General features: G+C 64.0%; 20 protein-coding genes. 12 read left to right on the top strand and 8 right to left on the bottom strand.

What is annotated here, in order from left to right; genetic code table 11:
- The first annotated feature begins 47 nt into the window (after positions 1-47).
- The 12 genes from bchC to dxs all read left to right on the top strand — a co-directional run bounded on the left by bchC (position 48) and on the right by dxs (position 11,013).
- Positions 48-989, top strand: coding sequence for a chlorophyll synthesis pathway protein BchC (gene bchC, locus ACROSR_RS12980; RefSeq protein WP_432685707.1), 942 nt, complete (start codon positions 48-50; stop codon positions 987-989).
- On the top strand, positions 986-1,990 hold the full coding sequence (locus ACROSR_RS12975; RefSeq protein ID WP_432685705.1) for a chlorophyllide a reductase iron protein subunit X: 1,005 nt from the start codon (positions 986-988) through the stop codon (positions 1,988-1,990). The genes bchC and ACROSR_RS12975 overlap by 4 nt, the downstream gene beginning before the upstream one ends.
- Positions 1,977-2,165: a hypothetical protein gene (locus ACROSR_RS12970; protein ID WP_432685703.1), complete on the top strand. Its 189-nt coding sequence runs from the start codon at positions 1,977-1,979 to the stop codon at positions 2,163-2,165. Before ACROSR_RS12975 ends, ACROSR_RS12970 begins: the two co-directional genes overlap by 14 nt.
- A complete protein-coding gene (gene bchY, locus ACROSR_RS12965) occupies positions 2,162-3,748 on the top strand; it encodes a chlorophyllide a reductase subunit Y (RefSeq protein ID WP_432685701.1) in 1,587 nt (528 codons plus the stop codon). Before ACROSR_RS12970 ends, bchY begins: the two co-directional genes overlap by 4 nt.
- On the top strand, positions 3,748-5,232 hold the full coding sequence (bchZ, locus tag ACROSR_RS12960) for a chlorophyllide a reductase subunit Z (protein ID WP_432685699.1): 1,485 nt from the start codon (positions 3,748-3,750) through the stop codon (positions 5,230-5,232). Before bchY ends, bchZ begins: the two co-directional genes overlap by 1 nt.
- On the top strand, positions 5,229-5,453 hold the full coding sequence (gene pufQ, locus ACROSR_RS12955) for a cytochrome PufQ (protein WP_432685697.1): 225 nt from the start codon (positions 5,229-5,231) through the stop codon (positions 5,451-5,453). Before bchZ ends, pufQ begins: the two co-directional genes overlap by 4 nt.
- Positions 5,454-5,588: 135 nt before the next feature.
- Positions 5,589-5,738 (top strand): light-harvesting antenna LH1, beta subunit, encoded by a 150-nt coding sequence (gene pufB, locus ACROSR_RS12950; protein WP_009819267.1) that lies wholly within the window; start codon positions 5,589-5,591, stop codon positions 5,736-5,738.
- A 14-nt stretch (positions 5,739-5,752) separates the two neighbouring features.
- Positions 5,753-5,914, top strand: a complete 162-nt coding sequence (gene pufA, locus ACROSR_RS12945) for a light-harvesting antenna LH1, alpha subunit (RefSeq protein WP_167197222.1) — start codon at positions 5,753-5,755, stop codon at positions 5,912-5,914.
- A gap of 125 nt (positions 5,915-6,039) precedes the next feature.
- Positions 6,040-6,879 carry a photosynthetic reaction center subunit L gene (gene pufL, locus ACROSR_RS12940; protein ID WP_432685695.1) on the top strand — a complete coding sequence of 280 codons (840 nt, stop codon included), beginning with the start codon at positions 6,040-6,042 and terminating at the stop codon, positions 6,877-6,879.
- A 4-nt stretch (positions 6,880-6,883) separates the two neighbouring features.
- The gene (pufM, locus tag ACROSR_RS12935) at positions 6,884-7,873 is read left to right on the top strand and encodes a photosynthetic reaction center subunit M (protein WP_432685693.1); all 990 of its coding nucleotides are present in this window, start codon (positions 6,884-6,886) and stop codon (positions 7,871-7,873) included.
- Positions 7,874-7,876: 3 nt separating this feature from the next.
- The gene (pufC, locus tag ACROSR_RS12930) at positions 7,877-8,974 is read left to right on the top strand and encodes a photosynthetic reaction center cytochrome PufC (protein ID WP_432685691.1); all 1,098 of its coding nucleotides are present in this window, start codon (positions 7,877-7,879) and stop codon (positions 8,972-8,974) included.
- 110 nt (positions 8,975-9,084) lie between these two features.
- Positions 9,085-11,013, top strand: a complete 1,929-nt coding sequence (gene dxs, locus ACROSR_RS12925) for a 1-deoxy-D-xylulose-5-phosphate synthase (protein WP_432685689.1) — start codon at positions 9,085-9,087, stop codon at positions 11,011-11,013.
- A 62-nt stretch (positions 11,014-11,075) separates the two neighbouring features.
- Here the strand turns inward: dxs and ACROSR_RS12920 are convergent, their stop codons facing one another.
- The 8 genes from ACROSR_RS12920 to puhA form a co-directional block, all read right to left on the bottom strand.
- A complete protein-coding gene (locus ACROSR_RS12920) occupies positions 11,076-11,564 on the bottom strand; it encodes a pseudoazurin (RefSeq protein WP_432685687.1) in 489 nt (162 codons plus the stop codon).
- Positions 11,565-11,716: 152 nt separating this feature from the next.
- Positions 11,717-12,931, bottom strand: coding sequence for a 5-aminolevulinate synthase (gene hemA, locus ACROSR_RS12915; protein ID WP_432685685.1), 1,215 nt, complete (start codon positions 12,929-12,931; stop codon positions 11,717-11,719).
- Positions 12,921-13,733, bottom strand: coding sequence for a putative photosynthetic complex assembly protein PuhE (puhE, locus tag ACROSR_RS12910; RefSeq protein WP_432685683.1), 813 nt, complete (start codon positions 13,731-13,733; stop codon positions 12,921-12,923). Before puhE ends, hemA begins: the two co-directional genes overlap by 11 nt.
- A 90-nt stretch (positions 13,734-13,823) precedes the next feature.
- Positions 13,824-14,948: a magnesium-protoporphyrin IX monomethyl ester (oxidative) cyclase gene (gene acsF, locus ACROSR_RS12905; protein ID WP_432685681.1), complete on the bottom strand. Its 1,125-nt coding sequence runs from the start codon at positions 14,946-14,948 to the stop codon at positions 13,824-13,826.
- A complete protein-coding gene (locus ACROSR_RS12900; protein WP_432685679.1) occupies positions 14,945-15,241 on the bottom strand; it encodes a hypothetical protein in 297 nt (98 codons plus the stop codon). The genes acsF and ACROSR_RS12900 overlap by 4 nt, the downstream gene beginning before the upstream one ends.
- Positions 15,242-15,255: 14 nt before the next feature.
- A complete protein-coding gene (puhC, locus tag ACROSR_RS12895; protein ID WP_432685677.1) occupies positions 15,256-15,723 on the bottom strand; it encodes a photosynthetic complex assembly protein PuhC in 468 nt (155 codons plus the stop codon).
- Between the two features lie 15 nt (positions 15,724-15,738).
- The gene (puhB, locus tag ACROSR_RS12890) at positions 15,739-16,386 is read right to left on the bottom strand and encodes a photosynthetic complex putative assembly protein PuhB (protein ID WP_432685675.1); all 648 of its coding nucleotides are present in this window, start codon (positions 16,384-16,386) and stop codon (positions 15,739-15,741) included.
- Between the two features lie 28 nt (positions 16,387-16,414).
- Positions 16,415-17,188, bottom strand: a complete 774-nt coding sequence (gene puhA, locus ACROSR_RS12885; RefSeq protein ID WP_432685673.1) for a photosynthetic reaction center subunit H — start codon at positions 17,186-17,188, stop codon at positions 16,415-16,417.
- Between the last annotated feature and the right edge of the window lie 7 nt (positions 17,189-17,195).

Raw genomic sequence — 17,195 nt, 5'->3', positions numbered from 1 at the left:
TTGACTGAGTCTTATCGACCAGCGGCCAACCAGAGACGGAGGCGCCAATGCAGACCCGCGCTGTCTTTTTGAACGGTCCCGAGGATCTTCGACTGGACACCCTCGCGCTCAACGCGCCGGGCAAGGACGACCTGGTCGTCGATATTGCGTATTCCGGGATTTCCACCGGCACCGAAAAGCTGTTCTGGTCGGGGCGCATGCCGCCCTTTCCCGGCATGGGTTACCCGCTTGTGCCCGGCTACGAGGCCGCCGGCGAGGTGGTCGAGGCCGCACCGGGTACCGGCTACAAGCCCGGTGACCAGGTGTTCGTGCCGGGCGCGGATTGCTTCGACGGGGCGTTCGGGCTGTTCGGCGGGGCTGCGGCGCGGCTTGTCACTGATGCGGGTCGCGTGACCCGGATCGACGCGGGTCTTGGCCCCGAGGGGGCGCTGCTGGCGCTGGCCGCGACGGCGCGGCACGCGATGGCGGGGCTCGACCGGGCGGTGCCTGACCTGATCGTCGGGCACGGCGTATTCGGCCGGTTGCTGGCGCGGCTGACGGTCGCCGCGGGCGCACCGGCCCCCACCGTGTGGGAGACCGAGCCGGGCCGCCGCGGTGGTGCCGAAGGCTATGAGGTGATCGACCCCGCCGACGACCCGCGTCGCGACTACGGTGCCATCTATGATGCGTCGGGCAATGCCGCGATCCTCAACGACCTGATCGGTCGTATCCGCAAGGGTGGCGAGATCGTTCTGGCCGGGTTCTATCCAGACAACCTGAGCTTTGCGTTTCCGCCGGCCTTCGTGAAGGAGGCGCGGTTGCGCGTCGCCGCGGAATGGACACGCGAAGATCTGGCCGCCACGGCGGCGCTGATCGAGAACGGCGCGCTGTCGCTTGGCGGGCTGATCACGCACAGGGCCGCCGCCGAACAGGCCCCCGACGCCTATCGCACGGCGTTCGAGGATCCCGCCTGTCTGAAAATGATACTCAACTGGAAGGAAGCAGCGTGAAGGACGACGTGCCAAATCTCAAGGATTTCGACCAGCGTCTTCGTGACGAGGCGCACGAGGATCTGGCCGATGTGATCCATCAGGGCGAGCCAACACAGAAGACCCAGATCATCGCGATCTACGGCAAGGGCGGGATCGGCAAGAGCTTCACGCTCGCCAATCTCAGCCACATGATGGCCGAGCAGGGCAAGCGCGTGCTGCTGATCGGCTGTGACCCGAAATCCGACACCACCTCGCTGCTGTTCGGCGGCAAGGCGTGTCCGACGATCATCGAGACCTCGACCAAGAAGAACCTCGCCGGCGAGCCGGTGAAGATCGGCGATGTGTGCTTCAAGCGCGGCGGCGTCTTCGCGATGGAACTGGGTGGACCCGAGGTTGGCCGCGGCTGCGGCGGGCGCGGCATCATCCACGGTTTCGAGCTGCTGGAAAAGCTGGGCTTTCACGACTGGGATTTCGACTACGTCCTGCTGGATTTCCTCGGCGACGTGGTGTGCGGTGGCTTCGGCCTGCCGATCGCGCGGGACATGGCGCAGAAGGTCATCCTGGTCGCCTCGAACGACATGCAGTCGCTTTACGTGGCCAACAATGTCTGCTCGGCGGTGGAGTATTTCCGCAAGCTGGGCGGCAATGTCGGGGTCGCCGGACTGGTGATCAACAAGGACGATCACTCGGGCGAGGCGCAGGCCTTTGCCAAGGCGGTGGACATCCCCGTTCTGGCGGCCATCCCTGCGGATGACGACCTGCGCAAGAAATCCGCCAATTACCAGATCGTCGGCACCGCCGACAGCCAGTGGGGCAGCCTGTTCGCCGGGCTGGCCGAGCAGGTATCCGAGGCGCCGCCGGTGCGCCCGTCGCCGCTGGATCAGGACGGTCTGCTGGGGCTGTTCGACAGCAAGGACACCGGTGGCGATTACGTCCTGGTGCCGGCCACCGACGAGGATATGCGCGGCAAGTTTTCCGCGCCGAAGGAGAGCCTGGAGGTGGTCTATGATGAGGCCTGAGCCGGTCCGGATCACCCTGCCGCGGCGGGAGCGGTCGTTCGACATGCGGCTGCGCGAGGTGCGCCTGATGCTGGCGCAGGCCCGTCCCGAGCAGATCCTGCGCCTGATGGACGACATTCGCGACAACGGGGCGTCCGATGACCACCCATCGACCCATCCGAGGGGGACGGCATGACCGACGAAGTCAAGTACGACAAGGCGGCCGAGGCCGAGGTAGTGACGGCGTCAAACGACACCGCGTCGCCCGATATGCCGGTCGAGGCCGGCCCCGATCAGGGCATGGATCAGGGCATGGGGTGCCACTCCGGCGCCGAGATGGAGAAAGCCGCCCGCATGGCCGGGCAGAGCGAGATCCTCGACCAATATGCGAAAGACTATCCGCAAGGCCCGCATGACAAGCCGCAAAGCATGTGTCCTGCGTTCGGCTCGCTTCGGGTGGGTCTGCGGATGAAGCGCGTGGCCACGGTGCTGTCGGGCTCGGCCTGCTGCGTCTATGGGCTGACCTTCGTCAGCCATTTCTACGGCGCGCGCCGGTCGGTGGGTTATGTGCCCTTCAATTCGGAATCGCTGGTCACCGGCAAGCTGTTCGAGGATATCCGCGACAGCGTGCACGAACTGGCCGACCCCGACCGCTATGACGCGGTGGTCGTGACCAACCTGTGCGTGCCCACGGCCAGCGGCGTGCCGCTGCGGCTGTTGCCCCGCGAAATCAACGGCGTGCGGATCGTCGGCATCGACGTGCCCGGATTTGGCATCCCCACCCATGCCGAGGCCAAGGATGTGCTGGCCGGTGCGATGCTGAACTACGCGCGCCAAGAGGTCGAGGCCGGTCCCGTGCCCGCCCCGGAAGGCGGCGTTTCGGACCGTCCGACCGTCACCCTGCTGGGCGAGATGTTCCCCGCCGACCCGATGATGATCGGCCGCATGCTGGACCCGATGGGTCTGGCCGTCGGGCCGGTCGTGCCCTGCCGAGAGTGGCGCGAGCTTTACGCCGCACTCGATTGCGGGGCTGTGGCGGCGATCCATCCGTTCTATACCGCCGCGATCCGCGAATTCGAGGCCGCCGGTCGGCCCATCATCGGCAGCGCACCCGTTGGCCATGACGGTACCGCCGCGTGGCTGGCGCAGATCGGGGAAGCGTTCGGCCTGCCTGCCGACAAGATCGCGGCGGCGCAGAACGCCGTGCTGCCGACGATCAAGGAGGCGCTGAGCGGCGCGCCCGTGAAGGGCACGATCACGCTGTCGGGCTACGAGGGCAGCGAGCTGCTGGTGGCGCGTCTGCTGATCGAAAGCGGCGCGGACGTGCCGTATGTCGGCACCGCCTGCCCCAAGACACCATGGTCCGAGGCCGATGCCGAGTGGCTGCGCGCACGCGGTGTGACGGTGAAATTCCGCGCATCATTGGAAGACGACTGCGCGGCGATGGAAGGGCTGAAGCCCGACCTGGCGATCGGCACGACGCCTGTGGTGCAAAAGGCGAAAGAGCTGGCGATCCCGGCGCTTTACTTCACCAACCTCATCTCGGCGCGGCCGCTGATGGGACCGGCGGGCGCGGGCAGCCTTGCCGAGGTGGTCAACGCCGCCATCGCAGGGCGCGAACGCATGGAACACATGCGCAGCTTTTTCGAGGGTGTCGGCACCGGGGATACAGCCGGTGTCTGGGAGGGCGATCCCAACATCCGCGAGGATTTCCGGGCGCTGAACCAGAAGAAGATCGACAAGCAAAAGCGCGCCGCCAAGGCGCAGGAGATGATCTGATGCTGATTCAGGATCATGATCGGGCCGGTGGCTACTGGGGCGCGGTTTACGCCTTCTGTGCGGTCAAGGGATTGCAGGTGGTGATCGACGGCCCCGTGGGCTGCGAGAACCTGCCGGTGACCTCCGTGCTGCATTACACCGACGCGCTGCCGCCGCATGAATTGCCCATCGTGGTCACCGGTCTGGGCGAGCACGAGATGGGCTCGGGCACCGAAGAGTCGATGAAGCGCGCCTGGGGCGTGCTGGATCCGGCGCTGCCGGCGGTGGTGGTCACCGGGTCCATCGCCGAGATGATCGGCGGCGGGGTGACGCCGCAGGGCACCAACATCCAGCGCTTCCTGCCGCGTACCATCGACGAGGATCAGTGGCAGGCCGCCGACCGGGCGATCACCTGGCTGTTCACCGAATTCGGCATGACCAAAGGGCGCATGCCGCCCGAGAAAAAGCGCGCCGAGGATGCCAAGCCGCGCGTCAATATCCTTGGCCCGATGTACGGCACGTTCAACATGCCCTCGGATCTGCACGAGATCCGGCGGCTGGTCGAGGGGATCGGCGCCGAGGTCAACATGGTGATGCCGCTTGGCACGCACCTGGCCGAGATGCGCGAACTGGTGAACGCGGACGTCAATATCTGCATGTATCGCGAGTTCAGCCGGGGGCTGGCCGAGGTTCTGGGCAAGCCCTACCTGCAGGCCCCGATCGGGGTGGACAGCACCACGCTCTTCCTGCGCAAGCTGGGCGATCTTCTGGGCCTCGACCCCGAGCCGTTCATCACGCGCGAGAAGCATTCCACGATCAAGCCGGTCTGGGATCTGTGGCGCTCTGTGACGCAGGATTTCTTTGCGACCGCGAATTTCGGGATCGTCGCGAATGAAACATATGCGCGCGGCATCCGGAACTATCTCGAAGGCGATCTGGGTCTGCCCTGCGCCTTTGCCGTGGCGCGTTGCGCAGGCACCAAGACCAACAACGAGGAAGTGCGCGCCATGATCGCGCGCAAGCGGCCCATCATCCTGATGGGGTCGATCAACGAGAAGATGTATCTCGCGGAATGCAAGGGCGGGCATGGCCCGCAACCGGCTTTCATTCCGGCCAGCTTTCCCGGCGCCGCGATCCGGCGTGCCACGGGCACGCCGATGATGGGCTACGCGGGCGCGACGTACCTCTTGCAGGAAGTGTGCAACGGTCTGTTTGACGCGCTGTTTCACATCCTGCCGCTCGGCTCGGAGATGGACGCGGCCTCGGCCACGCCCACGCCGCTGCGTCGCGACTTTCCGTGGGACGAAGACGCGCAGCGCGAGCTCGACCGCGTTGTCGCGGGCCATCCCGTTCTGACCCGCATTTCCGCCGCCAAGACCCTGCGTGACGCTGCCGAGGACGCAGCACTGCGCCAGGGCGACGAGCGTGTGGTTCTCGAAACCGTTCAAGCCGTGTCGCCCACAGGGTCGACACCCAATCCATCCCAGGAGGAGGACTTCAAATGACCGACATTACATCGAACCCGCCGCAGCGCAGCCGTGCGGGGCGTCCCCGCAGCGCGGAATACCACCTGTATTTCTTCGTCATTTTCTTCGTCGCGATTCCCTTCGCCAGCGTGCGCTGGATCCGTGACGTGATCCAGTACCGGACGCTGAACCTGCGCGGTCCGCTGGCGCGCGCATGGCTCGAATCGGACCGTGTGACACCGATGATTTTCTCGGTCTGAGGCCAATGCCCAGAGACCGATACCAGAAACTGCCTGCCAATGAGGGCGGACAGAAACCTGAGGGGCCATGGTGGTCCCGAAGGCACCCCGGCCGCGGGGATCGCGGCTTCGGCATAACATTCCGGAGGAAAGTTCATGGCTGATAAATCCGACCTGTCGTTCACAGGTCTCACAGACGAGCAAGCCCAGGAGCTGCATTCCGTCTATATGAGCGGCCTTTGGCTGTTCACGGCGATTGCAGTGGTTGCGCATATCGCAACCTTCATCTGGTTCCCGTGGTTCTAAGAAAGGACAACACAATGGCTAAATTCTACAAGATCTGGCTGATCTTCGACCCGCGTCGCGTCTTCGTGGCACAGGGCGCATTCCTGTTCCTTCTGGCCGCGATGATCCATCTCGTGCTGCTCAGCACCGACGGTTTCAACTGGTTTGAGATCGCCGCCGAGAAGTACGGGCGCTGAACCGCGCTTGTTCCACTGACGCTGTGGGCGGGGGATCTCCCGCCCGCGGCGACCAAGACACGTATTGATCAGGTTGACCGCGGGGCTCCGTCCCCGAGAGGTCACCATACTCGGAGGCTGCGAAAATGGCTGTGCTCAGTTTCGAACGAAAGTACCGGGTCCGCGGAGGGACACTGATCGGCGGCGATCTGTTCGACTTCTGGGTCGGACCGTTCTATGTCGGATTTTTCGGTGTCACGACGGTGTTCTTTGCCGTTCTGGGGACCATTCTGATTTTTTGGGGGGCCGCGAACCAGGGCACCTTCAACCCATGGTTGATAAACATCGCACCGCCCGATCTGTCCTACGGGCTGGGAATGGCCCCGCTCATGGAAGGGGGGCTGTGGCAGATCATCACCATCTGCGCGCTCGGCGCCTTCATAAGCTGGATGCTGCGCGAGGTCGAGATCTGCCGCAAGCTGGGCATCGGCTATCACGTGCCGTTCGCGTTCGGTGTCGCGATCTTCGCCTACGCGACGCTCGTTGTGTTTCGCCCCGTGCTGATGGGGGCCTGGGGGCATGGCTTTCCCTACGGGATCTTCAGTCACCTCGACTGGGTCAGCAACACCGGCTACGCCTACCTGCACTTTCACTACAACCCGGCACACATGCTGGCCGTGACGTTCTTCTTCGCGACGACGCTTGCGCTGGCGCTGCATGGCGGGCTGGTGCTGTCGGCGGCGAACCCCGAGAAGGGTGAAGAGGCCAAGTCGCCGGATCACGAGGACACGTTCTTTCGTGATTTCATCGGCTATTCGGTGGGCACGCTGGGGATTCACCGCGTTGGTCTGCTGCTGGCGCTCAATGCCGGGTTCTGGTCGGCGGTCTGCATCATCATCAGCGGACCCGTCTGGACGAAGGGCTGGCCCGAATGGTGGAACTGGTGGCTCGAGGCGCCGATCTGGCCCTCTCAGGTAGGGATGTAAGACAATGGCCGAATATCAGAACATATTCACGCAAGTGCAGGTTCAGGGCCCGCCCGAAATGGGCCTGGATGGCACCGGCGGGCGCCTGATGGGCGAGCGCGCCGGCAAGCCGACCTTCTCGAAACTCATCGGCTGGATCGGCAATGCGCAGATCGGCCCGATCAACCTCGGGATGCTGGGGGTCGTCAGCCTTGTCACGGGCACGCTGTGGTTCGTGATCGTGGGATTCAACATGCTGGCGCAGGTCGGCTGGTCGATCCCGGAATTCCTGCGTCAGCTTTTCTGGCTCGCCTTGGAACCTCCGGGTCCCGAATACGGCCTGTCGATGCCCCCGCTCAATGATGGCGGCTGGTACATCATCAGTTCCTTCTTCCTGCTGGTCAGCGTTCTGGCCTGGTGGTTGCGCAGCTATCAGCTTGCGGCAAGCCACAAGATGGGCAAGCACGTGGCCTGGGCGTTCGGGTCGGCGATCTGGTTGTTCCTCGTGCTGGGCCTCTTCCGCCCGGTCCTGATGGGATCGTGGTCCGAGGCGGTGCCCTACGGCATCTTCCCGCATCTCGACTGGACCACGGCGTTCTCGATCCGCTACGGCAACCTTTACTACAACCCGTTCCACTGCCTTTCGATCGTGTTCCTCTACGGGTCGGTGCTGCTGTTCGCGATGCACGGTGCCACGATCCTTGCGGTGACCCGTTTCGGCGGCGACCGCGAGCTTGAGCAGATCTATGATCGCGGCACGGCGAGCGAGCGCGCGGCGCTGTTCTGGCGCTGGACCATGGGCTTCAACGCCACGATGGAGGGCATCCACCGGTGGGCCTGGTGGTTCGCGGTTCTGACGCCGATCACCGGCGGGATCGGGATCCTGCTGACCGGAACCGTCGTGGATAACTGGTTCATCTGGGCACAAGAGCACAATTTCGCGCCGATGTATGACGGGTCATACGGCTACGAGAACTATGGCTCTTACGAAGCCTTCATCGGACAGGAGGACTGAGCCATGTTTCCCAAGTGGTTTGACAAATGGAACCGGGAAAACCCCAAGGAGATCTACGGCCCCGCCATCGCCATCGGCGTGGTGGGGGGGGCGGTCTTCGTGGCGGCGCTTCTGGTGAGCGGGGGACAGCCCTACGCCACCGAAAGCCTGCAGACCGGGCCGCGTGGCACCGGCATGTCGGTGCCCGAGTTCAAGGCCGACCTCGCAAAGCCGGACCCGGATATCGAGGCGTTCCTCGCCTCGACCTCCGACCCGGTGCCGCCGCAGGGCGGCGAAGAGACCGCGGGCGAGGCGCGTGAGAACGTGCCGCCGGGGCTGGAGAACCTGACGGTCGAGAATTACGATCGCCTGCTGGCCGCGATGCGCGAATGGACGGGGATTCCGAACCTCTTCGACGATCTCGACAGCTACCAGACCAGCGTCGGCTACCTGATGATCGGCATGACCCAGACCCTCAACGAGGAATGGGCCGGTCACGTGAACGCCAACAAAGAGGTCGGTGTCACCTGCTACACCTGCCACCGTGGTCAGGCGGTGCCGTCGGATGTCTGGTACAAGATCAGCCCCGTCAACGAGAACGTGCAAGGCTGGTCGGCCAACCAGAACCGCGTGACGATGCAATCGCAATACACGTCATTGCCCTCGGACGCGCTGGAGAAATACCTGCTCGATGGCGAGACGATCGCGGTGCATGATCTCGAAAGCCGGGTTGCCGGCGTGCCGGGCGAGGATGGCTATCCGGGCATCCAGCAGGCCGAGCGGACCTATTCGCTGATGAACTACATCAGCAACTCGCTGGGTGTGAACTGCCTGTTCTGTCACAACAGCCGGGCGTTCTACTCGGCCAGCGGGCAGATCACGCCGCAATGGGCCACGGAAACGCTGGGGATCCAGATGGTGCTGGAGCTGAACAACACCTATCTGGCGCCGCTTGACGGTATCCTGCCCGAAAAACGACTGGGCCCGGTCTATGCCGACGCCCCCAAGGCCGCCTGCAAGACCTGCCACAAGGGGTATCAACAGCCCCTTCAGGGCACCAACGTGATCGGTGACTGGCCAGAGCTTGCCACGCTGAGCGGAGAGCCGGATTACGGCAACTGACAGACCACCGGAGGCGGGGCGCAGATCCCGCCTCCGGTCATATCGCGCCGTTCGCGCCCCGACAAATCGATGCGGGCGACGCGTGAACCACCTTGAAGGGAGGGGGTGCGATGACCAAGGAATTACCGAAAACACCGCTGCTTGACCGCGTGGCCGGACCGTCCGACCTGCGCCAGATGCCGGACTGCGACCTCGGCCAGCTTGCCGACGAACTGCGCGCCGAGGTGATCGACGCCGTCTCGCAAACCGGCGGGCATCTTGGCTCCAGCCTTGGCGTGGTCGAGTTGAGCGTCGCCATCCATGCCGTGTTCAACACGCCGATGGACAAACTGATCTGGGACGTGGGTCACCAGTGCTATCCCCACAAGATCCTGACCGGCCGACGCGACCGTATCCGGACGCTGCGGCAAAAGGACGGGCTGTCGGGCTTCACCAAGCGCGCCGAATCCGCGCATGATCCGTTCGGCGCCGCGCACAGTTCCACCTCTATCAGTGCCGCGCTCGGCTTTGCCGTGGGGCGCGACATGGGCCAGGCCACGGGCGACGCGATCGCCGTTATCGGTGACGGCGCGATCAGCGCCGGGATGGCCTACGAGGCGCTCAACAACGCCGGGGCCGAGGGCCGCCGCCTGTTCGTGATCCTGAATGACAACGAGATGAGCATCGCGCCCCCGGTCGGGGCGATGTCGTCCTATCTCAGCCGCATGTATGCTAGCGAACCGCTGGCGCGGATGGCCTCGCTCGCTGAAGGGTTCGAGGCGGCGATTCCCGCCCCGATCCGCGAAAGCGCCAAGCGTGCCCGCCAGCTCGTGACCGGGCTGGCAGGGTCCGGCACGCTGTTTGAAGAGCTCGGCTTCCAGTATGTCGGCCCTATCGACGGGCATGACATGGGCCAGCTTCTGGGTGTGCTGCGTGCCGCGCGGGCCCGCGCCACGGGGCCGGTGCTGATCCATTGCTGCACCATAAAGGGCAAGGGCTATGCCCCTGCCGAGGACGCCGCCGACAAGGGTCATGGCGTGGCGAAATTCGACCCCGCCACGGGAACTCAGGCCAAGTCGAAACCTGCCGCGCCCTCGTACACCGCCGTGTTCGGCGACGCGCTGTGCGATGAGGCCGCGCGCGACGACCGGGTCGTCGCGGTGACGGCGGCCATGCCGGACGGCACAGGTCTGACGAAGATGGCCGAGCGTTTCCCGTCCCGCGTCTTCGACGTGGGCATCGCCGAGCAACACGGCGTGACCTTTGCCGCCGGGATGGCGGCCTCGGGCCTCAAGCCGTTCTGCGCGATCTACTCCACGTTTTTGCAACGCGCCTATGACCAGGTGGTGCACGACGTGGCGTTGCAGGGTCTGCCGGTGCGGTTCGCGATAGACCGGGCGGGGCTTGTCGGTGCCGACGGGGCGACCCATGCGGGCGCGTTCGATATCGGGTATCTTGGCAACCTGCCGGGATTCACGGTGATGGCTGCCGCCGATGAGGCAGAGCTTGTGCACATGGTCGCCACGGCGGCCGCGCATGACGCGGGTCCCATCGCGTTCCGCTATCCGCGCGGGGCCGGTACGGGTGTGGTGCTGCCCGAGCGGGGCAAACCGCTCGAGATCGGCCGCGGTCGCGTGATCGAAGAGGGCACCGATGTCGCGATCCTGAGCTTCGGCGCGCATCTGGAAGAATGCCGCGTCGCCGCCGCAATGCTGGCCGAGGACGGAATTTCGGTCACGGTGGCAGATGCCCGATTTGCCAGACCTCTCGACAGCGATCTGTTGATGCAGCTTGTCGGCCATCACCGGGCGTTGATCACCGTTGAACAAGGTGCACAAGGAGGCTTTGGGTCCATCGTCATGCACGATCTGGCGCGACGTGGCGCGTTCGACCGCGGCCTCGTGATGCGCAATGTCTGCCTGCCGGACCGGTTCATAGATCAGGCGAGCCCGGCTGCCATGTACGAAGATGCGCAGATGACGGCACAGGATATTGCCAGGATGATACGCGATGCCGTCTCGCCAGACGACGCCCGTGTGATCCCGCTGCGGATGATATGAAAAGGCCGGCCCCGCATGGGGCCGGCCAGTGACGGTCAGATGTCTTGTCGCGCCTGTGCGTGTCAGGCGGCGCCGCCCACGATCTCGTCGGCGCGGGCAAAGATATCTTCCCAACGCTGCTTCTCGCGTGGCGCGCGCAGGTTGGCCTCTTTCAGGCTCTCGTAATTGGTCGTCGCGTCGCCCACGAGAACCAGACCTACCATGCCAAGCGCCTTGTGCGGCTGACAATAGTAGCCATAGGCACCCTCGGCCTCGACCACGACCTCGAAATCCTTGTTCATCCGGCTTTTCCAGCCCTCGGCCCCGTCGGGCAGCATGTCGTCATAGCTGACGGCGTTGTGGCCATTGTCGACGGAAACGAACCGGATCGTGTCGCCGGGCTGCGCCTCGATGATGTCGGGGTAGAAGACCATGCTTTCATTCTCGTCCGGGTGACGGTTGAGCATCTGCACCTCGTGCACTTCACCGTTCGCGCGCGCGCCGGACGGAAGTAGAGCGGTCGCGGCAGTGGCGCCCAGAAGACTCATGGTTGTGCGTCGTGTCAGTTTCATCGTTTCCTCCTTACAGTGAAAGGCCGCCCGAGGCGACCTTTTAAGATATCGGCATGGGTGGAATTGCCTAGCCGCATTTTGATCTGCATGAGAAAGGTAGCCTTGTCACCGGCAAATCAAGCCGTTTTCGTACGCTCTTGCGCGCAATCGTGTCAGGCAACCGCGTGGGCGATGGCGCATTGCTTCCATAGCGTGTTCAGGGCGGCCACCAGGTGATCGATATCCGCATCACTGTGCAGTGGGCCGGGTGTGAACCGCAGCCGCTCCGTGCCCTTGGGAACGGTGGGATAGTTGATCGGCTGCACGTAGATGCCCCAGTCGCGCATCAGGATGTCGGCCAGCACCCGGCATTTCACGGGATCCTTGATCATGACCGGAATGATATGGCTGGTGTTGTCAAGATGGGGGATGCCATGGATGTCGAGCTGCCGGCGCAGCTTGGCCACCTGTGCGCGTTGCGCCTTGCGCTCTGTATCCGACTGCTTGAGGTGCCGAACGCTTGCCGTCGCGGCTGCGGCCACGGCGGGCGGCAGGGCGGTTGTGAAGATGAACCCGCTGGCAAAGGAGCGGATGAAATCACACAGGCTTGCCGAGCCGGTCACGTACCCGCCCATGCAGCCATAGGCCTTGCCAAGCGTTCCCTCGATCAACGTGATCCTGTGGGCCAGCCCAAGCTCTTCGGAAACACCGCCGCCGCGTGGCCCGTAAAGCCCGACGGCATGCACCTCGTCGAGATAGGTCATCGCGCCGTGTTTTTCGGCGACTTCGACGATCTCGCGCATCGGGGAGATATCGCCATCCATTGAATAGACGCTCTCGAAGGCGACGATCTTGGGTGTGTTGACCGGCAATGCGGCCAGCTTTCGATCGAGATCCTCGGGATCGTTGTGCTTCCAGATCACCTTTTTCGCACGGGAATGGCGTATGCCCTCGATCATGCTGGCATGGTTCAGCTCGTCCGACAGGATCACCGCATCGGGCAACCGGCTGCCAAGGGTCGACAGCGCGGCCCAGTTCGACACGTAACCCGAGGTGAAGAGCAGCGCGGCGTCCTTGCCATGCAGATCGGCCAGCTCGCGCTCGAGCATCAGGTGATGACAATTGGTGCCCGAGATGTTGCGCGTGCCGCCGGCGCCGGTGCCGCACTGGTCGACCGCGTCCTTCATCGCCTCGCGCACAACCGATTGCTGCCCCATGCCCAGGTAATCGTTGGAACACCAGACCGTGACATCGCCAACACTGTCGGCGTCATGGCTTCTCGCCCTCGGAAAATCACCGCACCGGCGTTCCAGCTCGGCGAAAACGCGGTAGTTTCCCTCCTCGCGCAAAGCCTCCAGCTGCGCATCGAACATGCCATCAAAATTCATGGTGCCCCTCCGGTCTTGTCTTTTTTGGTGAGTGTTTGGGCGCGGGCAACATCCAGCGCCAGAGTTTCGCGTCCGGCAATGGCAGGACCATCAGCCAGTGTTCCAGAAGCGCCAGCGCGGTGATCGCGCCGAGCAGGGAAAACCCGACGAGTTCGGCCGGCGTGCCGGCGGAATAGACCCGTTCGAGCCAGCAGGCGACCGCGAGGCTGAGCGCCGTCACCGAGACGGGAAAGAACCAGCCGACCGGGGCCATCCGGAAGTAGCTGCCCATATGTGCCAGTGCCCGCGGGATGAATTCGACGTTGATCCGCGGCACCCCGAAATAGAGGTTCAGCTTGGCCGTGATGCGCGCGAAGTAGAGCACCGTGAAGGTCCATAGACCCACCTGGTTTGCCGCCTCGTGCCCCGCAAGCCAGACCACCAGCAAGGCCCCGGTCAGCACCATCTCGTGATAGGCGACCGTCCCCCACGCACGCAGGAACCTCTCCCATTCGACCACGTCGGGCGGGCAGGGGCGCAGGTTCGGACCGGTGATCGCGCCGGTCAGAAAGCTCAGCTCGATCCAGCCCCAGATCGCCAGGGCCGCCAGAAACGCACCATAGGCCGCTCCGATACCGGTCATCTCCAGCGTCGCGTGATAGCCCCACAGACCAAGCCCCAGAACGGGCACGGCGAGCATCACGGCCCGGCGCCCCGCACCATCCGCGCGTCGTTCGCAAAGCCGCACGATCAAAAGGATCGCCCCGGTGGCGAACCACCAGAGAAACAGGGCCATCAGGGCTGCGATCCAAGGGCTGTGCACGTCTAATCCTTCATCTTTCCGGAAATACTCCGGGGGGTGTGGGGGGCTGGCCCCCCCCACGGGTCGGTGCGACATGCACCGAAGCCGCGGTCAATATGCCGGCTCCAGCCGGGTCGAGGCCGGAACCTCGTGTTTCTTCGCCGGGATCGTGTAAAGCCCGGCGAAGGCCATCGCCGCGCGGGCCTGTGCCCCCGTTCGCCGCAGCCAGGCCCCGACACCCTGTTCTGTCTTGGCCCGCGCCAGATCGGCATTGGCCTTTTGCAACCGAACCAGGCCCGCCTGCCAGCGCGGATTGTCGATATCCAGCGTGATGGGAAAGATCTGCTTGGTCATCTCCGAGGTCTTGGTAAAGACCTCGCCGGCGTACCAGTCGGGATCGACGCCCAGAGCCTTGTGAAAGGCGGGCCGCTGATGATCGCGGACATACATCGTGGCGAACACCGCCGTCAGGAAGAACTTGATCCACCAGACATTGATCCCGCTGGTGATCTTGGGGTCGGTTTTCATCAGAAGCGCGAACGCCTCGCCATGGCTGAACTCGTCGTTGCACCATTCATGGAACCACTTGAAGATCGGATGGAACCGGTGTTCGGGGTGCTGCTCGAGATGGCGGAAGATGGTTATATACCGCGCATAGCCGATCTTTTCGGACAGGTACGTGGCGTAATAGATGAACTTGGGCCGGAAATAGGTATATTTCTTCTTCTGGGTCAGGAACCCAAGATTCACCGCCACACCGGCCTCGCGCAACGCATCGTTGATGAAACCGGCATGCCGGGCCTCGTCGCGCGCCATCAGCTGGAAGAGCTGCGTGATGTCCTTGTTGGTGCCGCGCCGCTTCATTTCCTTGTATAGCACGCAACCCGAGAACTCGGCGGTGCAGCTGGAAATCAGGAAGTCGATGAATTCCTTCTTCAACTCCGGGTCCATATTGTCCCAGTCGACGTGATCCCAATCCTCGGTCTTGCGGAAATGACCCTTGTTGGGATCGCTGACCATCCGCGCGATCAGCTTGTCCCAGTCCTCGCGGACGGGGCTGACATCTATCGCGTCGAGCTCGTCGAAATCGGTGGTATAAAAGCGCGGGGTCAGCAGGGTGTTCTGCATCGCCACGTCGGTGGCGGCCTTGCTGTCGAACTTTGCCTGTTCCTCCTGAATGGCAAAGCTTTCCTCGGCCGTGACGGCGTCGGCAGTATGCTTGGATTGGACGTTCATAGCGTAGCCTCCTCGGAAAAGGAAAATTCGCAAAGCTCCATCACTTCGAAATCTCCGGTCAGACGGGTCCAGAGCCGTTCCAGCCCGCTGGCGCGAAAGATGATCGCGTCGCGATCCTCGCTCACGACCTCGCCGAACGGTGCCATGATCTCTGGCCCCTGCACCTTGACCTCATCGCCCGGATAGACCGTGGCGCCGTTGTTGAAACGCACATGTGCGTGCAGCGACTCGAACTTGTGACTGATTTCCACAGTACAAGGCGCATGTTCGATTTCCTTGGTCAGCCATCCCATTGCGGCCTCCTCTCCTATTGTGCCAAGAGCCGCGCGAAGGCTCTGGCGTTGTCGACGCCGAATCCCATCAAATCGGCGCTCCAGCCCGTGCTGGGGTCGTGGATCGACACCCGCCCGTTATCCTGACGTATCAGCGTGACGGGACCGTCGAGTGCCACGCGATTTTTTGTACGCTCTCGCTGGATCACGCGCCAGACACCCGATATGAACCCGCCCTCGTCCGGGGTCAGGTCGGCGACGAGGGTTCCGTCGAGGTTGCGGATCGTGGCGGCCCCCGACATGTCGCCCGACATCAGCACGTCGCGGCTGACCACGGTGTTGCCTTCGGGAGGTGTCGAGATCAGCGGACGGTCGGTGAGGCGGGCGTAACTGACCAGGGCCAGGACCGACAGAACCAGCGCCAGCATCGCCCGCATCATGGCACGCGGTATCAGTTCCTTGTCGTAGGGGCGTTTGGCGGGGCGTGTGTCGATCTGGGTCATGACGAAGCCTTGTGGTTATTCTGCGGCGATGGGGGTGGCATCCGACACGCGCGATACCTGCGGTGTCTGGACCCGCGCCTCGGCGGAGTCTGCCAGCAGGCGCGCCACGATCTCGGCATCGGGGATGCAGCGCAGGGCGGGTTGCGTGCGGCGCATCACCCAGGGGCGCACATGCGGCCAGCAGACAAGATAGCTCAGCCGCGTCTTCGCCTCCAGAAGATCGAGTGCGATCGTCCCGGTGCCGTCCCGCCGCAGGTTGAGATCGGCGTTGCGGATCTGGTTGAAGGGCAGGTTCAGCGTGACTGTCAGTGCGGCCCCGATGCGCATGGCGACGCGGCGATTGGTGATCGTGTAGACAGTGGCGCGCGCCTGCGCGACGCCCACGATCAGCAGGATGACGCAGACCACGCCCCCGAGGATGATGAACGGGAACGAGGCGCGAAAGGCGCTGGACAGGGTGACCTGATCGATCAGCGTAAGGAAACGCCAGGCGAACAGGGCCACGAAATACCCCGCAACCCAATACAGGCTGAGGGCATCGCGTGTCAGCGCCCACCAGTGCGGGCGTCCCTGCCACAGGATATGTTCACCCTCCGGCGGACGCTCGGGCAGCCCCTTGACAGGTTCGACGGCGAAATCGTCGTGATCTTGATCGTGGCTCATGACAGCCTCTCCCTTCTGTCCGGGCCGGTCAGCCCAGTTGCGGTTCCTGACGGGCCTCGGAGGCATAAAGCGTGCCCCCGGCATAGTAGCCGCTGATCTTGTCCTCTTCCAGCATCGTCACCTGGTTCGGGGATGCATGTTTCGGCACACCGGCGAAATGCTTGCCGAAGATCGAGCGGACCTTGACGCAGTCCTTCTTGATCCGCGCCATCGTCAGAGGCACAAGCCGCTTGCCGCCACCATGCTCGGCGTCGAGTTCAAATTCCAGATAGCGGACCATCTGCTCGGGCTCGTCCAGCCACATGTCGCTGATCGTGCCCACGATCTCGCCGTCGCCGGCCTTGACCGGCAGGCCACGCGGGTCCCGCCCGGCCGAGACGCCGAAGCTGTCGGTCGCGGCCATCGGCACGATCTTGGGGTGGCCCTTGCCGTCGAGCTCGGGCATGTCGCGGCGCGGCGCCCATGAGGCCGGGCCGACCCCGTCAACCATCGGATCGCCCGTCGGCTCGAACGGAAAGCCGTTGGCGACGGCGGACTTCTCCAGCGCGATATGGCTGCGCTCGGGGGTCTGGCCCGAGGGCACCGTGACGTCGCCCCGGCCATGCGGCAGGCGAAACGTCTTGTCCTTGGGCAGCGGGAACAGGCCCTGGTTCGGGGACGGGTTGCCGTCGTCGTCCTCCATCGGGTAGCCCTCGCGCATGTTCTCGCGCTGAATGTAGAAGATCAGCACGGCAAAGAAGAGATAGAAGAGCCAGAGGGCCACGCTGGCCAGATCGACTTCTCCAAAGAATGTTGCGGTCATGTCGGTA

It is taken from the genome of Roseovarius tibetensis, from assembly GCF_050896375.1.
Lineage (GTDB): Bacteria > Pseudomonadota > Alphaproteobacteria > Rhodobacterales > Rhodobacteraceae > Roseovarius > Roseovarius tibetensis.
This window is presented reverse-complemented; position numbering and strand designations above follow the sequence as displayed.

Coding starts and splice junctions, on each gene's coding strand:
- pufA (WP_167197222.1), top strand. CDS start 5,753: ATGGCTAAATTCTACAAGATCTGGCTGATCTTCGACCCGCGTCGCGTC.
- puhB (WP_432685675.1), bottom strand. CDS start 16,386: ATGAGCCACGATCAAGATCACGACGATTTCGCCGTCGAACCTGTCAAG.
- dxs (WP_432685689.1), top strand. CDS start 9,085: ATGACCAAGGAATTACCGAAAACACCGCTGCTTGACCGCGTGGCCGGA.
- pufL (WP_432685695.1), top strand. CDS start 6,040: ATGGCTGTGCTCAGTTTCGAACGAAAGTACCGGGTCCGCGGAGGGACA.
- pufC (WP_432685691.1), top strand. CDS start 7,877: ATGTTTCCCAAGTGGTTTGACAAATGGAACCGGGAAAACCCCAAGGAG.
- puhA (WP_432685673.1), bottom strand. CDS start 17,188: ATGACCGCAACATTCTTTGGAGAAGTCGATCTGGCCAGCGTGGCCCTC.
- bchZ (WP_432685699.1), top strand. CDS start 3,748: ATGCTGATTCAGGATCATGATCGGGCCGGTGGCTACTGGGGCGCGGTT.
- hemA (WP_432685685.1), bottom strand. CDS start 12,931: ATGAATTTTGATGGCATGTTCGATGCGCAGCTGGAGGCTTTGCGCGAG.
- acsF (WP_432685681.1), bottom strand. CDS start 14,948: ATGAACGTCCAATCCAAGCATACTGCCGACGCCGTCACGGCCGAGGAA.
- ACROSR_RS12970 (WP_432685703.1), top strand. CDS start 1,977: ATGATGAGGCCTGAGCCGGTCCGGATCACCCTGCCGCGGCGGGAGCGG.
- ACROSR_RS12920 (WP_432685687.1), bottom strand. CDS start 11,564: ATGAAACTGACACGACGCACAACCATGAGTCTTCTGGGCGCCACTGCC.
- bchY (WP_432685701.1), top strand. CDS start 2,162: ATGACCGACGAAGTCAAGTACGACAAGGCGGCCGAGGCCGAGGTAGTG.
- ACROSR_RS12900 (WP_432685679.1), bottom strand. CDS start 15,241: ATGGGATGGCTGACCAAGGAAATCGAACATGCGCCTTGTACTGTGGAA.
- pufQ (WP_432685697.1), top strand. CDS start 5,229: ATGACCGACATTACATCGAACCCGCCGCAGCGCAGCCGTGCGGGGCGT.
- pufM (WP_432685693.1), top strand. CDS start 6,884: ATGGCCGAATATCAGAACATATTCACGCAAGTGCAGGTTCAGGGCCCG.
- puhC (WP_432685677.1), bottom strand. CDS start 15,723: ATGACCCAGATCGACACACGCCCCGCCAAACGCCCCTACGACAAGGAA.
- pufB (WP_009819267.1), top strand. CDS start 5,589: ATGGCTGATAAATCCGACCTGTCGTTCACAGGTCTCACAGACGAGCAA.
- bchC (WP_432685707.1), top strand. CDS start 48: ATGCAGACCCGCGCTGTCTTTTTGAACGGTCCCGAGGATCTTCGACTG.